We start from the raw sequence: 15,545 nt of genomic DNA on the forward strand, positions 1-15,545 counted from the left end.
GCTATTTGCGGCTTTTAAATGGCACCAGATGAAGGTAGTCACCCAGCCTGACGAAGGGCAAGATTACAATCAGGTCATGCCCGCCTGAACGGAACGGCTACGCTGTACCTACAACTATTTTCTCATATTATCAGGGAGCGTGTAGTAACTGTAATTGTAATTAGCCTTTAGGAGACGGGCAAAATATCCGAATTTCGGATAGCTGTAAAGTTGCCTGGGCCTAATCATAGAAATTCTAAAGTCGAGCGTCCCGCCCTCCCGGGTTGGTCAATTGTGGCGGGACACACCACTATATTCTAAAGCTGATAGTAGTGCCCTGCCGGAATTGTGCTGTAACCTTCCGAAATTTCGGAACCGGCTGCCCTTTTTGCGATCCTTTTTGGGCAAACAAAAAGGATCAGGAATCTCTCTGGTAATACAGAGATCCCCGGCTTCTCCCGCTATCATAGGCTGCGCCCGGGATGACGATTGAAAAAATTGTCATCCCCTATCAGCTTAAAGGCAACGCTTTTATGAGTGCCTCTGGCTGACAGTGTTCTTTTAATGTTGAAATAGTATAAATGAAAATTTACGTTTGCCAAAACGCAGGGGATAAATTTTCCTGCTGATGCTCTATCCCGTAACAGTTATTAAAACAGGTCGCGGAGTCATATATTCCTCCTATAATTTATAAACTGTTTGAGCGGGCTTTTGCCTTTCAAATTTTTTTTTTTCATATTTCCCGGCTGATTTTATCTTTGTACCGTTTAATTAACTATTATGAGAATAACTTTGCTTGTTGCGGTGTTATGGACCGCAGCCCTATTCACCGGAACGCTCAATGCCCAGGAAGGCACTAAATTCGGAAAAGTAAGCGCTGCCGATTTTGATGTAAAAGCACCTGTGATTGACTCTAACACTAATGCTGTTATACTTTCAGACGTAGGTACTTCCAGGATTGAAGGAAATAATAAAGGATGGTTTTCCCTGATCCATAAACGCACCACGCGCATTAAAGTGCTGAACAAAAAAGGTTTTGAAGCCGGTAATATCACCATTGGTCTTTATACCTCCGGCAGCACGGAGGATAAACTGAATGATTTAAAAGCCATTACCTATAACCTGGAGAACGGCGCAGTGCTGCAGACCCGGCTGGAATCTTCCAACGTGTTTAAGGAAAAGATCAACCGTAACTGGATCGCCCGGAAATTTACCTTTCCCAATTTAAAAGAAGGATCCATCATTGAATATACGTATACGATCGAATCGGAATACCTGTTCAACCTGCGCCCCTGGGAGTTTCAGGGAGAATACCCCCGTTTGTTTACGCAATATGCAGTAAGTATTCCGGAATTTTTTCAATATGTATTCTTATCCCAGGGCTATTTTCCGTTAAAAAATACCAAGAAGGATTATTACAAATCCTATTCGGTTTCAGAATCCAATGGTACACAGGCTACAGAACGCTACTCACTTTCTGGATATGAAACACAGCATACCTGGTCTGCTGTAAATGTACCGGCCATAAAGGAAGAGCCATTTACTTCCACGGTAGACAATCATATCGCAAAAATTGACTTTCAGCTTTCCCGGATCCAGTTCGGTAATAATCCCGCCAAGGATGTTATGGGCAACTGGGCTACCACAAGTGAGCAACTGCTGAAGGAAGAAGATTTTGGAGCACCCATTACCAGGCCCAATAACTGGCTGAGTGATGATGTAAAAAAAATGACTATGGGAGCGGGTAACAACCTTGAAGCGGCTAAGGCCGTTTATGCTTTTGTAAGAGATAACTTTACCCGGACACAAAACAGCGGCTGTTATATATCTGATAATACTACCTTAAAGGACGTATTCAGAAAAAAAAGCGGTAATGTAGCTGAAATTAATTTTATGCTGATCGCTATGTTGCGGCAACTGGGCATTGGCGCCGACCCTGTTTTGCTGAGTACCCGGGATCATGGTTATGCGCATCCGTTTTATCCTTTGCTAAGCAAATACAATTATTTGATCTGTAGTGCGCAGATCGATGGGCAGACCTATTATCTGGATGCCTCGCAGCCCAGGATGGGCTTTGGTAAACTTCCGTTACAATGCTATAACGGTTCAGCCTTTATTGTGGCACCCACGCCAAAAAATATTCAGTTTGAGGCAGATTCTTTAAGAGAGGCGAAATCAACCCTGATATTTATTGTTAACGACGCTGAAGGCAAGGGGCTCACCGGCTCCTACAGCACCACCCCCGGCTATTATGAATCAACACAGATAAGGAATACGCTGGCTTCAAAAGATGAAGATGATTATTTTAAGGATGCCGAAAAGGGGTATTCCTTTTCAATGAAATTTTCGAACAAGCATATTGATTCTTTAAAGCAATACGATTACCCTGTTTCTGTGAAATACAAAATGGATATGAACCTGGGCGATGAAGATATTATCTATCTTAACCCCATGTTCAGCGAAGCAACAAAAAACAACCCGTTTGCATCCGCAGAAAGAAAATACCCGGTGGAAATGCCTTATAAAATATACGAAGTCTATGTGCTGAATATGGAAGTGCCGAAAGGTTATAAGGTAGATGAATTGCCGAAGTCAACACGGGTAATGCTGAATGGCAATGAAGGCGTATTTGAATACATCGTTTCTGCTACTCCTGAAAGAATTATGCTGCAAAGTAAAATTGATATCCGTAAAACGGATTTTACCCCGGAAGATTATCAGACGCTTCGCGAATTTTTTGGTCATGTTGCAAAAAAGCACAGCGAGCAGATTGTTTTGAAAAAAATCAAACAGGAATGAAAACGATAGTTGTAAAAAAGTTCTGGATACTGTTAACGGCTGTTCTGGCGGCAACTGTAACGAAAGCAGAATATCCGGTCAGCAGCATTCCGGAAGGGCTGTTGAAAAAGGCTGATGTTATAAAACGGCTGGACGAAATATATATTACTGTTAGAAACAGCGGCAGGGCCTTTTGCCGCCTGCATTATGTGTATACTATTTTAAATGAAGCCGGTAACAGGCATGCAGGCCTGGTGATGGGGTACGATAAGTTTAACGTGATCAATGAAATTTCCGGAGTGCTTTATAATGCGGAAGGAAAAAAGATCAAAACCGTGAAGAAAAAGGATATCCAGGATGTAAGCGGAACGGATGGCGCTTCCCTGATCACAGATGCCCGTTATAAGGTATATGATTTCTATTGCAGGGAATACCCGTATACGGTAGAATACGACGTGACTTTTGAAATGAATGGGATCTTTTCATTTCCCGAATGGATGCCCCAAAGCAGGCCCAGGGTTTCTGTGGAAAGCAGCCGGCTGGTTTTTGATGTTCCTAAAAACTATAAGCTGCGGTACAAAATGTTTCTTTATAACGGGCAACCGGAAATAAAGGATAATAAAAACTCCCAGACCTATACCTGGCAGCTTACCAATGTTGCTGCCAGGGCAGAGGAATTGTATGCGCCGGAATGGAACCAGCTGGTAACACGGGTTTTAACAGCCCCTTCTGATTTTGAGATCGGGGGATATAAAGGAAATATGGATACCTGGCAGAATTTCGGTAAGTTCACCTCCATGCTATATGTCGGCAGGGACGTTCTTCCTGAAACTGTTAAGGCAAAAGTGCAGGAGCTGATAAAAGATATAAAAACAGACCGGGAAAAAGTGGGGGTGTTGTACCGTTACATGCAGCAAAATTCCCGGTATATCAGCATTCAACTGGGTATAGGTGGCTGGCAGCCCCTGGATGCAGCCTATGTTGCGGAAAAAAAATACGGAGACTGCAAAGCCTTATCCAATTATATGGTGGCACTCTTAAAAGAAGCCGGTATAAAAGCATACGTGGCGTTAATTATCGGCGGGTCTGATGATAAAGATGTGGTCAGCGATTTTTCCTCCAACCAGTTCAATCACGCGGTGGTTTGTGTTCCGGCAGATAAAGATTCTATATGGCTGGAGTGCACCAGCCAAACGGTAGAGCCGGGTTATATGGGCAGCTTTACAGGCAACCGGGAAGCTTTGCTGATTAGTGATATGAACAGCCGGCTGGTCAGAACACCGGTTTATTCCCAATCAAAGAATATTCAGCATCGTGTAATAGATGCCTCGCTGGATGCCAACGGTAATTTAACCGCATCCGTGGTTACCAACAGTACAGGACTGCTGCAGGACGACCTGCACAGCGTTATTCATGATCTTACCAATGAAGAGAAGCAAAAGCGGTTGCGCAACGAATTTTCATTGCCCAACTATGAGATCGGCTCCTTTGTATACAAGGAGGCCGGCAGTAATAATCTGCCTGCTGTTATTGAGAAAGTGCAGCTGGTTTCAAAGGATTATGCCTCTGTAACGGGGAAGCGCCTGTTTATTAACCCGAATATTCTGTCGAGGCATGGTGTAAAATTAACGGAAGATGAGCAGCGGCAGAATGAAATTGTATACGAGTATGGTTTCAGAACAGCTGATACCGTTACCATCAAAATTCCTCCCGGTTATTCTGTTGAAGCAATGCCCAAACCGGTGCAGATGGATAATGCGTTTGGCACTTATTCCATCCAGTATAGCTATAAGGACGGCATCATTACAATGATCCGCCGCTATGACCGGAATAGCGGAAGGTTCCCACCAGGTGATTATCAAAAAATGGTAACATTTTACAATGCTGTTTATAAGGCAGACAGGGCAAGGATGGTACTGGTAAAGGGTGAGGAATGATCTTGATGCGGTTCACCTGCCCCCCGGCCATTTAAAGACGGCAGGGCTGTTTTTATACCATGTTCTTTCTCCTGCTAAATCAGGATTACAGGAGGCGAAAATGACATCCGGGGTATATTGTCCTGCTTCAGCAACAGTGATCTTTTTTGCCCAGGAAGCGCGGTTTACCGGGTTGGCGCCTGCTCCGTAACTTTTATATTCCCCATAACAGGCGGTTTTTTCATTTTCCGGATTGTTCCAGTTATTCCAGCCTTCCGGAGCAATTGCGGCGGGCATTTCACAACTAAGATACACTGTTTTGGCATAGGCTCTCCAGGGTCTTCCCAAAAAGAGCCTGGAAACTTCTGGGCCTGTAATGATCCTGCATTTAATGAATACGAGCCCGTATTTTTTTCCCCGGCTAGTGCTTGCTGCTGTAATATAAGAATTGGCTTTTGCTTTGATGATACAGTTGTTATAAACAGCGGTGGCGGGACCAAAAATGAAATCGGTAGTTCCTTCTATATAACAATTTACAAAATACTGGCGGGCTGTTTCACCGCCATTAAAAATGGTATCCTGGTTGCCAAGGAACCTGCAGTTCCTGAACAGCGTCTTATCCGCATCCACATATAATGCCAGTGCCTGACCCACCGGTCCGGCTGAATTTTCAAAAGTAATGTTCTCTGCAACAAACCGGTTTCCGGATATTTTTGCAGTGTAAGATGTGAATGTGCGGATGGTTCCTTTGCCGGCATAATCGTCGAAAGTAATAATGGTGCGGTCAACATCCTGCCCTATAAAGGTTACATCGGTATTGTTTGCAGGCAGCTCAATCTTTTCTTTATAAATGCCGTTTTTTATATAAAGTGTGATCGGTGCCAGGGGATAGCCCCGCATGGCATTGATTGCATCCTGTATGCGGGTATAATCCCCGCTGCCATCCTGTGCAACGGTAAACGTATATTTATATTGCTCCGGGTTAGCTGTTTGGGCATTGCCCCTCCCCATGCAATAAAGCGCTAACAGTATCAGTGTAAATTGCCTCATTTTATTTTTTTTCGGATTGATTACTGATATAGGAAGCCAGCTCCGGTATCAGAATTCTTATCTGGCTTAAAACGATTGCTGCTATTTTTCTTGCACCTAATTCATTAAAATGGGTATCATCTTTCTTACCGTCAGGATAATTAGGATGCTCCCCGGGCTGCAGATAATTGAACAGCAATTTTGATGATTCTACTCCTAATTGCTGATATAATTGCTGGGACTGCTGATCCAGGTCTATGAGGGGCACATTTTGTTCTGCAGCTACAGCACGTACAATAGCGGCATATACTTTATGTGTTTCCTCAATTTTCCCTGATGCATCAAATTTCCTTCTTGCTACCGGTGTCAGCAAAACCGGGTGTGCGCCTTTGTTTATGGTTTCTTTTATATATTGTACCAGGTTATTGCTGAATTCCGTAGTTGTGGTATATGTTTTTTTGGTGGGTACCTCATCATTATGACCAAACTGTATTAAAACATAATCACCTTTGCTGATCCTTGCTATTATTGAGTCCCATAACCCTTCCTGCCGGAAAGAACGGGTGCTTCTCCCGTTCTTTGCGTAGTTATGCACTGTAACGGCGTCATTCCAGAAACCGGCAAAAGGCATTCCCCAGCCCGTTTCAGGATAGGCTTTTGGGTCTTTTATTGCCATTGTTGAATCGCCTGCAAGAAAAATGGTGATCTTCTTTTTTTGAATAAAGGATGCTGAAAGGATCAGTAATAAAAGGGCTGTAAGCCGCAAGCCATTTTTCATTGTGCTTATTTTACAAGACTGTTAATATAAACTTCTATATTGGAATAGTTTTTATGAAGGGTAGAAAGGGCAGCATCTTTGGGATCCCCGGGGTTCAGCCCATGCGTTTTTTCCCAGCTATCCGGGATGCCGTCTTTGTCTGTATCAGCCGGCACAACCCCTTGTTTTAGCGCAGGCCATGCCGAAACTGTTTTTTCATACGGGGTTCCATGGGGATAATTTCCCTGAACATCAATAAACCGGCCTGTACGGTTTTTTACATCGTTAATGATCCGCTGATCCAGCGTGTCTCTTTCAGGTAAAAAGGCCCCGGCCTTATCTAAAACGGCTTGGTAAGCGTTGTTTGCGGATTGATAAGGAACCGGCACTACATCAAACGGTTTTTCCATTACAGCCTGCTGCTTATCGGTTGTTGTACCGTCATTGCCCATCCGGATCCCTTTGTAATTATCCCGGGTTATATCAGCCGCCCCGTCAACATAATTGCCGTTTACAAAATAGCTGCCAAAAGGAATATTGTCCTTTGCAACTTTATTGGGGTTTACAATGCGGTATTTTACAGAAGCCTTTGTTGAGGGCCCGTATTTAAAATAATTGTTTGTGATGTTGTAATGGCCGCCTTCTCCGCCGTAAATAGTATTGATCCCCCAATTGTAAATTACATTATTGGCAAAGTCTGCCAGCTCTGCAGTAGCGCCTAATCTTACTCCGTTAAACCTTGGATTACGGCTGTTACAATGTGCAAACAGGTTATGGTGTGCACTGAAATGAGCCCCGCCCCAGATGCCGCCATAGCCATGATGCTCAAAATCCTGATCTCCCTCTTCAAAATGATAGGAATAATTCAATGGCTCGGTAATGATGTTCCATTGCAGGGTAGTGCTGTCGCTTTTATAGATGGAGCAAACCTCATCTGTACTCCAGCTCATACTGCAATGGTCAATCAGGATGTTCTTTTTACCGGCACCCCCAAATGCATCATCCGAACCACCCCCATCAGTCCTGCCTTTGTTCTGGTACCTGTCGCCCATCCTGAAGCGCAGGAACCGCACAATAATATTGTTGCCCGCTAAAACCACCGGCTGATCTGCCAGGCAAATGCCGCCGCCCGGTGCTGTTTGCCCTGCAATGGTTTTATTGCCTTTAATGTTGAGCCTGCTTTGCAGGTGGATGGTTCCTGATACGGCAAAAACAATGATTGCCGGGTTATTGCCTGTAACTGCTTTGCGGAGGCTGCCTTCCCCATCATCATCCAGGTTGGTAACAATATATACCTTACCACCACGCCCGCCTGTAGTATATTTACCAAAGCCTTCTGCGCCCGGAAAGGCAATGATTCCTGATGCAGCATCCGTTTTTACCGGCAATGTTTTCTGAGCGCTGCATCCTGTGGCCAATACGGTACAACAGGTAAAGAATAGTTTTTTCATTTCTTCTTGAGTTAATAGCCGGGGTTTTGTACTAAATTTTTGTTGGCATCAATGGCCGGTTGCGGAATGGGCAATAATTCTGATTTATTAACGGTAAACCCGGTTGCAAACCGGGCAAGGCCTGTTGTATTAATGGCAGCAGTCAACCAGTTGACTTTAGTGGTGCCTGCCGGTGTGGAGGAAGGTGCTGTATTATAATAGGAGTTTGCCCAGATGGTATGGTCATCTCCTGTTGCTGTTGTTTGATAATACATGTTTTTAGGCAGTATTGTTGTAAGGCAGTAAGCCGGGTATCCTGCCATATAACTGGGGTTGGCGATGGCTGTATTTGTTGACATGGTTAAAAGATTGGCTTTTGTTTCTGTAAGCGCAGTGGCCAGCAGGTTCCAGCGGATCAGGTCAAATTTCCTGATCCCTTCTCCACCCAGCTCTAAAGCGCGTTCTCTTACAATATATTTAAAAAAGTCCGTTTTGCTCAGTCCTGCCGGTACATCAACTGCTGCATTTACGGTGTTTATATTTTTGCCAAATCCCCTTCGCCTTACCCAATTTAAAGCATTGTAGGCATTTGCGGTTGGCCCATTGCTGATCTCGTTCTCGGCTTCGGCAAACATCAGTAAAACGTCAGCATAACGAAGGAGCTGCCATTTAAGGCTGAGGTATTGTATGGCATCGTTTGGATCAAAGGACGGATTGGTAACCCAGTCACGCCGGTATTTTCCGTCATTAATGGCTGTAATGGCCTGGCCTATTTTTGTTATACCATCGGCAGCAACAAAATAGGGTGCAATCGTTACATCTCTCCTCAGGTCCATCGAATCGAACAAATAGAAATAAGTCGGCAGCGGATTGATGGAGCTGTTCCCTTTGCCGTTAACACGGGGGCCGTTGTAGTAGCCCAGTTTTGAATCTTCTGCACTGCCGGACCCGGATGCGCTAGCCTGGAATAGCAGTTCGTTATTGGGATCCGAAACCGCATGTGCGCAAACCTGGTCTTTCCACAAGGATTTAAAGCTGGGATTTAAGGAATGCTGACCGGATTGAATGATATCATAGGTTTCGTCTCTTGCAATCTGGTAATATTTTAAATAATCCGTACTGCGTTCCATTGTTTTACTGGCGGGGCGCAGCGCGTAACCTCCCCTGAACAGGGCAATACGCGCCCTTAATCCTTTTACAGTGCCCTTCGTAATGCGCTCATCTTTGGAATCGCCTATGGCACCAAGATCATTTACCCAGGGAACAAGATCTTCGGCGGTTTTCAGATCCTCCAGGAGTCGGTCATAAAGCGAATCGCTGCTGGTTCTGGTGGGGAAAGGATCTTGCAGCGCCTGGTTTTGCGCAGCTGTAAAGTGGGCAGGCAAATCGCCCCAGTTACGGATCGCTTCAAAATAAAATTGTGCCCGCAACGTCAGGGCTTCTCCGTACATCCGCTGCAATTGTTTTTTTTGCTGATCTGTTCCATTGGTATACAACTCCATTTTAGGAATATAATCGATGCACATATTTGCGTTTTCTATTCCATTGAATAACTGTAAAAAGGGGTTGGTGATCTGGGCATTACCCGGTGTGCACTGATAACGGGCGATATCCCTGCGATCGTTATCATTACCATTGCCTGTAGGCCCCTGCATTTCATCATTATCCACTGTAAAATACAAACTTATCCGGATGCCATACCCATTGTCGCCCATAAGACGGCTGTAAGCGCCAATAAGCGCTGAATAAGCCCCGGGCACATCATTAAATACTTTTGCAGGATCATTGGCGGTGATGGGCTGCTGGTCTAAATATTTTTTGCATGAAGGTAGAAGGGTAACCACAGCTATTGCCCCTGCAGCCAGTAAATGATGTATTTTAATATGTTTCATCTCGTTGTTTTTTAGCGTTAAAAAGTAGCATTGATACCAAAAATGAACATGCGGCTTTTGGGGTAAGCGCTGTAATCCAGCCCGGGCGTTAACCCGCTTGACCGTACGCTTACTTCAGGATCATACCCGGAGTAACGGGTAAACACGGCCAGGTTATTGGCTGTTAAATAAAGCCTGAGGCTTTTCATTTTAATATTTCTTATGGCCTCTTTGCTAAAAGAATAACCGATTGTGATATTGTTTAACCGGAGGAAGGAGCCGTCTTCAATTGCCCAGGTGGAGGGATAAAAGGCGCCGCCACCCCTGATGGGCTGCCAGATGGTTGCATTGGCATTCAACGCGGCCAGCTGGTCGGGCGGTATACCATATACGGTTGTGCCATCTGTCCATTGTGCCGTTTGCCCGTCTGCTGTTACCACTTTCCATCTTCCGGACATTATTGCCAGCATATTGGAATTGCCGGTATAACCATTGGTAAACTCTATTTTATTTGCATTGTAAATATCATTGCCGTAACTGAAGTTTACAAAGATGCTGGCATCCCAGTTTTTATAACGGAACTGCTGGTTGAGACCGCCCGTGAATTTCGGGGTAGGATTACCGATAATTGTGCGGTCATTATTCAGATCAACAACCCCATCGTTATTCAGATCCCTGAATTTAACGGATCCCGGTTGTACCACGCCAATGATCCCGGCATCGGAAACAACACCGGGTTTAAGCGTATAAACACTGGTGGAAGCGTCATAATTGAAATCGCTTACCTTGTAAAATCCATCATTGACCAGCCCGTACATAGCGCCTACAGGAGCTCCTACTTTTTCTATATAATCTGTTGGCTGGCCGGAGACACCCCAGCTGGGCGATGGATAAAAATAGTCCTGGCCCTGTCCAAGCGCAAGGATCTTATTCTTATTGGAAGAGATATTGAAGTTGGCGTTCCAGGAGAAATCTTTTTTCGTAATGATCGCTGCTGCCAGTTGTATTTCAACCCCTTTGTTCTGCGTTTTTCCAATGTTCTGCAGCTGTGCAGAATACCCATACGTTAAATCAATAGGAACGCTCAGCAGCAGATCCCTGGAATTGTTGATATAATAATCAATACTCAGGTCAATCCTTTTAACCAGGGAAATGTCCAGCCCTATATTCTTATTAACGAGCGCCTCCCATTTAAGGTTGGGGTTCACGAGTGCGGGGGAGTAGCTGGCGTTTGTATTCTGGTTGTTGACGCTGTAATAATATTTTCCATCCTGGTTAAAGGTGGTGATGTAGAGGTAATCCGCTATACGACTGTTACCAATAGCACCGTAACCCAACCGCAGCTTTAGATCATCAATGAAGCGTGCGTTCTTCATGAAATTTTCGTTCTTGATTTTCCATGCAAAAGACCCTCCCGGGAAATAGCCCCACTGATTACCGGGGGCAAATTTTGAAGTTCCGTCTGCACGAACATTCAGCGATAAGAGGTATTTATCCATGAAGCCGTAATTGACCCTTGTAAAAAAGGAAAGATAGGTTGCCCGTGCTTTATTCAGGGAAGGGTAGCCTACAAAAGGAGTTCCCAGTTCCTGTTGCGAGAAAGCCGTTTCAGGTGTTGTAAACACCGGGTATTTGCCCACCATGCCAATACCATGGGTTGTTTTGATGTCTACTGTTTCTTCTCCCAAAATAATACTGATGTCGTGTTTGTTATTGATCTTTTGCAGCGAGTAAGTCAACACGTTTGAATTGATAAATGTGGTGGTTTTGGTAGAATCCAGGTTGATCATGGGCAACCGCCCGTCCTGGATTACAGCATAGGGCGACAAAGAATCGTAAAACTGCCTGTTGATGACATTATTATAATTATACCCAAAAGTTGTTTTAAAAGAAAGATTTTTTAAAATAGTATAGCTGGCATAGGCCGTAAGGTTAAAGGCGTCTGTAGTGGCTTTTTTATATTCTGAATTTGCAAGCAATATCGGGTTTACCAGTATTAAGCCATTGCCAACATTTGGGTCTGCATAGGGATCTTCCGTGTCCAGCGTTTCGTTAGCGCTCAGGAATGGCCTGTATTTAACGGAATTACGCAGCCTGCTGTAAGAACTTCCTGAATTGGACGAAACCCCTGCGCCATAAACGGTTTGATTCATATACCGTGTTATGATGCCTGCTTTCAGGTTTTTGGTGATAGTATAATCTGCTTTAAAGTTTAACAGGTTGCGGGTATATTTTGAATTGATAACAATGGGCTTTTCATTATTGAATGTATATCCAAAATTATACACGATCTTTTTATTGCCTCCGGAAAGAGCAAGGTTATGGGTTTGAGTAATGCCGGTTCTACCCAGTACTTCCTTTTGCCAGTCAACCGGTTTTACGTTTTTGTAATTTACCAGGGTATCCCATGTAAATCCGAACTGGTCTGCAAAAGTTGTGCTGTCTGAAGAGCTGCCTCTTGAACGTTCCGATTGATAAATAACAAAATCATAAGGCGAAAGGACGTCCAGCGTTTTGGGTAGTTGTTTGACGCCGATAAATCCGTTGTAAGTTACAGTAGTCCGACCCCGCCTTCCGCTTTTTGTGGTAATTATAACAACCCCATTGGCTCCCCTGGAACCATAGATGGCTGTTGCGGAAGCATCCTTTAAAACATCAATCGATTGAATATCCTGGGGGGATAGTGTGGATAATGCATTATCCACCTGCACGCCATCTACAATGTAAAGCGGACTGTTGTCGCCGGTAATAGAAATACCGCCACGTACCCGCACGTTCACCTCGGCATCAGGAGCACCTTCTGCAGAAGTGGCTGTAACCCCTGCCAGCCGGCCGTTTAGCGCTTCTGCTGCTGAATTGATTGGGATGTCCTTTAACTGCTTTGCCCCTACAGAAGAAACAGACCCTGTAAGCTCCTTCCGTTTGACCGTTTGGTACCCTATAACCACCACGTCATCACTGGTAATGATATTTTTTGCAAGGAGGATGTTCTGCTCATTCCCGTTTACCTTTACCGTTTGTTCTATAAAACCGGAAGAAGAAAACTGAAGCTCCGCTTCCCTTGCAGCCCGTACAGGAATGGAATAGGTTCCGTCCTGTTTGGTTTGTACTGCTGTCTGGCTGCCGGTAACTGAAACAGTAACATTAGGAACGGGCTTTCCGTCCTCATCAGTAACCGTTCCGGTAATGATGCGCCCCTGTGCCAGGGCAACCAGGCTAATCAACTGTAATGAAAGGCATAGAAGCAATACTTTTCTCATTTGCTGAAATTTTAAAAATTGAATAGGTCTGTCAACGTGTTGAAATCGGCCGCAAATCGTAATTTCTGTCTATAACATAGCAATCAGTACAATTTTAAAAACATTTTTAAACATTCGCTATTGTTTAGGTATGAATATTTACGCAATCGTTGCCGGAAACGTGCGCATAAAGAGTATCTTCGCAAACAGATAAGGTTTGGTTTTATGAAACTGGGTGCCATTACGATTAAAGATATTGCCAAAGCGCTGGAACTTTCTGCTTCCACGGTCTCCCGCGCACTGCGCGACAGCCATGAAATAGGTGCTGAAACCAAAAAGCGGATACAGGACTATGCTGCTGCAAACAATTACCGGCCCAATCTTGCTGCGCTAAGCCTGCGAAAAGGCAGGTCAAAATCTATAGGCATTGTACTGTCCAATGTTGCCAATAATTTTTTCAGCCAGATTATTGATGGCATTGAATCCATAGCTAACAGCAAGGGCTACAACGTTATCATTACACAAAGCAAGGACTCTGCGGAGCGTGAAAAGATGATCATTAATGATTTATCTGCCCGCTCCATAGATGGCCTGATTGTATCGCTTGCAGCGGAAACTACCGATTATTCTGTATTTGAAGAACTGAATAATGAAGGGTTGCCGATGGTATTTATTGATAGGATCGCAGAATCCATTGAAACGCATAAGGTTGTTGCAGATAACTTTGCTGGGGCTTATGAGGCGGTACGGCATCTTGCCGGCAATGGATATAAGAAAATTGCCCTTATTGCCAATAACAGAAACCTTTCTATATCAAAGGAGCGGATCGAGGGATGCGTTAAGGCATTTGATGAGCTGGGACTAGAGCAAAGCTCAGACTGGGTGCGCTTTTGCGCGGCCGGCGGGTCAGACAGGGGCGAAATGGAAAATGTAGTGTCTGCATTACTGTCGATGGAAAACAGGCCGGATGCCATCCTGACCCTTTCTGATACGCTGTCTCTCAAAACCCTCAGAATGCTTAAGAATAAAAATACAGCTATCCCTGATGATATAGGACTGATGGGATTTTCAAACTTTAATAATGCAGATTTGCTGGAACCGGCTCTTTCTGTAATTTATCAACCTTCATTTGAAATGGGCTCACTGGCTGCAAAATTGCTGCTCTCGGAAATAGAGAGCAAACGCCCTGTTACAAAATTTGAGAAACATATTCTTAAAACAAGGATCGTAACCCGTAAAAGTAGTGCCGCTTCTCATTTATAAAACACTTATTTTTGGAAGCATCAGTAGTTCAAAAGAATAAAAAATGAATCAGTCACCATTTGCCATGATCCATACCATGCGCTGGTATGGCCCTAATGATCCTGTGAGCCTGGATGATATTAAACAGGCCGGTTGCACAGGAGTTGTAACCGCCTTGCATCATATTCCTGTAGGAGCCATCTGGGAAATTGATGAAATCAGTAAAAGAAAAAAAGAGGTAGAAGATGCCGGTTTAACCTGGGAGGTTATTGAAAGCCTGCCGGTGCATGAAGCTATAAAAAAGCAAAGCGGCAATTACCGGGAGTATATTGAAAACTATAAGCAAAGTCTTAGGAATGTGGCCGCATGCGGGCTACGGGTGGTTACTTATAATTTTATGCCCATCCTGGACTGGATGCGCACAGACATTAATTACACGGTTGCCGATGGCAGCAAGGCTTTGCGGTTTGAAAAACCGGCCTTTATTGCTTTTGATGTATACCTGTTAAAGCGCCCGGGCGCAGAAAATGATTATACCGGAGAAGAATTACAGGCCGCCAGGGATTGCCTTGAAAAACTAAGCGATGAGGAAAAAGAAACCCTTTACCGCAATACCTTACTGGGGCTACCAGGCAGCGAAGAACGTTTTACAGAAGCGGAGATACTTGCGGCGCTGAAAACCTATGAAGCCATTGATGCAAAGAAACTAAAAGAGCACTTGTTTTATTTTCTGCAGCAGGTGGTTCCCGTTGCTGAGGAGGCCGGTTTAAAAATGGCTATTCACCCGGATGACCCTCCCTTTCCTATATTGGGATTGCCCAGGATCGTAAGCACTGAAAAAGATGCAGAAGAGTTAATTAATGCTGCCCCGTCCAAAGCCAACGGGTTGTGCTTCTGCACAGGATCTTACGGAGTAAGGGCCGATAATGATCTGCCGGGAATGGTAAAACGGCTGGGAGATCATATCCATTTCCTGCACCTGCGCAGTACGAAGAGGGATGCAGCCGGCAATTTTTTTGAAGCGGATCACCTGAACGGAGATGTGGATATGTATGAAGTGGTAAAAGAAATTGTAAAAACCATGCGCAGAAGGAAGGTATCCATCCATATGCGGCCGGATCATGGGCACCAGATGCTGGATGATCTTAAAAAGACCACTTATCCCGGGTATTCTGCTATAGGCCGGTTGAGAGGTTTGGCAGAATTACGCGGACTGGAGCTGGGTATTCAGCGAAGTATATAAGAAATGTGGAACAGGTAACAGGGTTAGTATCTATCCTGCTCCGTGCGGCGTCCTTCATCGC

The 15,545-nt window shown here is 44.5% G+C and carries 9 protein-coding genes; 4 read left to right on the top strand and 5 right to left on the bottom strand.

Going from position 1 to position 15,545, the window contains the following annotated elements; all coding sequences use genetic code 11:
- The first annotated feature begins 759 nt into the window (after positions 1–759).
- Together A8C56_RS23410 and A8C56_RS23415 are read left to right on the top strand one after the other, a co-directional pair.
- Complete coding sequence (locus A8C56_RS23410) at positions 760–2,778, top strand: transglutaminase domain-containing protein (protein ID WP_067761162.1); 2,019 nt, start codon at positions 760–762, stop codon at positions 2,776–2,778.
- Positions 2,775–4,694: a DUF3857 domain-containing transglutaminase family protein gene (locus A8C56_RS23415; protein ID WP_067761164.1), complete on the top strand. Its 1,920-nt coding sequence runs from the start codon at positions 2,775–2,777 to the stop codon at positions 4,692–4,694. The genes A8C56_RS23410 and A8C56_RS23415 overlap by 4 nt, the downstream gene beginning before the upstream one ends.
- 12 nt (positions 4,695–4,706) lie before the next feature.
- On the opposite strand, the gene A8C56_RS23420 is transcribed toward A8C56_RS23415, so the two are convergent.
- The 5 genes from A8C56_RS23420 to A8C56_RS23440 are packed head-to-tail and all read right to left on the bottom strand — an operon-like array spanning position 4,707 to position 13,020.
- Complete coding sequence (locus tag A8C56_RS23420; RefSeq protein WP_067761166.1) at positions 4,707–5,723, bottom strand: pectinesterase family protein; 1,017 nt, start codon at positions 5,721–5,723, stop codon at positions 4,707–4,709.
- 1 nt (position 5,724) lies between these two features.
- A complete protein-coding gene (locus A8C56_RS23425) occupies positions 5,725–6,480 on the bottom strand; it encodes a rhamnogalacturonan acetylesterase (protein WP_067761169.1) in 756 nt (251 codons plus the stop codon).
- 5 nt (positions 6,481–6,485) lie between these two features.
- Entirely contained in the window at positions 6,486–7,910 is a 1,425-nt protein-coding gene (locus A8C56_RS23430; RefSeq protein WP_084490372.1) for a pectate lyase, read from the bottom strand.
- Between the two features lie 11 nt (positions 7,911–7,921).
- The gene (locus tag A8C56_RS23435) at positions 7,922–9,781 is read right to left on the bottom strand and encodes a RagB/SusD family nutrient uptake outer membrane protein (RefSeq protein ID WP_067761170.1); all 1,860 of its coding nucleotides are present in this window, start codon (positions 9,779–9,781) and stop codon (positions 7,922–7,924) included.
- Positions 9,782–9,798: 17 nt separating this feature from the next.
- Positions 9,799–13,020 carry a SusC/RagA family TonB-linked outer membrane protein gene (locus tag A8C56_RS23440; protein WP_067761171.1) on the bottom strand — a complete coding sequence of 1,074 codons (3,222 nt, stop codon included), beginning with the start codon at positions 13,018–13,020 and terminating at the stop codon, positions 9,799–9,801.
- 120 nt (positions 13,021–13,140) lie between these two features.
- On the opposite strand from A8C56_RS23440, the gene A8C56_RS23445 reads away from it, so the two are divergent.
- Together A8C56_RS23445 and uxuA are read left to right on the top strand one after the other, a co-directional pair.
- On the top strand, positions 13,141–14,262 hold the full coding sequence (locus A8C56_RS23445; protein WP_245645688.1) for a LacI family DNA-binding transcriptional regulator: 1,122 nt from the start codon (positions 13,141–13,143) through the stop codon (positions 14,260–14,262).
- A gap of 43 nt (positions 14,263–14,305) precedes the next feature.
- The gene (uxuA, locus tag A8C56_RS23450; RefSeq protein ID WP_157098075.1) at positions 14,306–15,484 is read left to right on the top strand and encodes a mannonate dehydratase; all 1,179 of its coding nucleotides are present in this window, start codon (positions 14,306–14,308) and stop codon (positions 15,482–15,484) included.
- The last annotated feature ends 61 nt before the right edge of the window (positions 15,485–15,545 follow it).

The organism is Niabella ginsenosidivorans, from assembly GCF_001654455.1.
Classification (GTDB): domain Bacteria; phylum Bacteroidota; class Bacteroidia; order Chitinophagales; family Chitinophagaceae; genus Niabella; species Niabella ginsenosidivorans.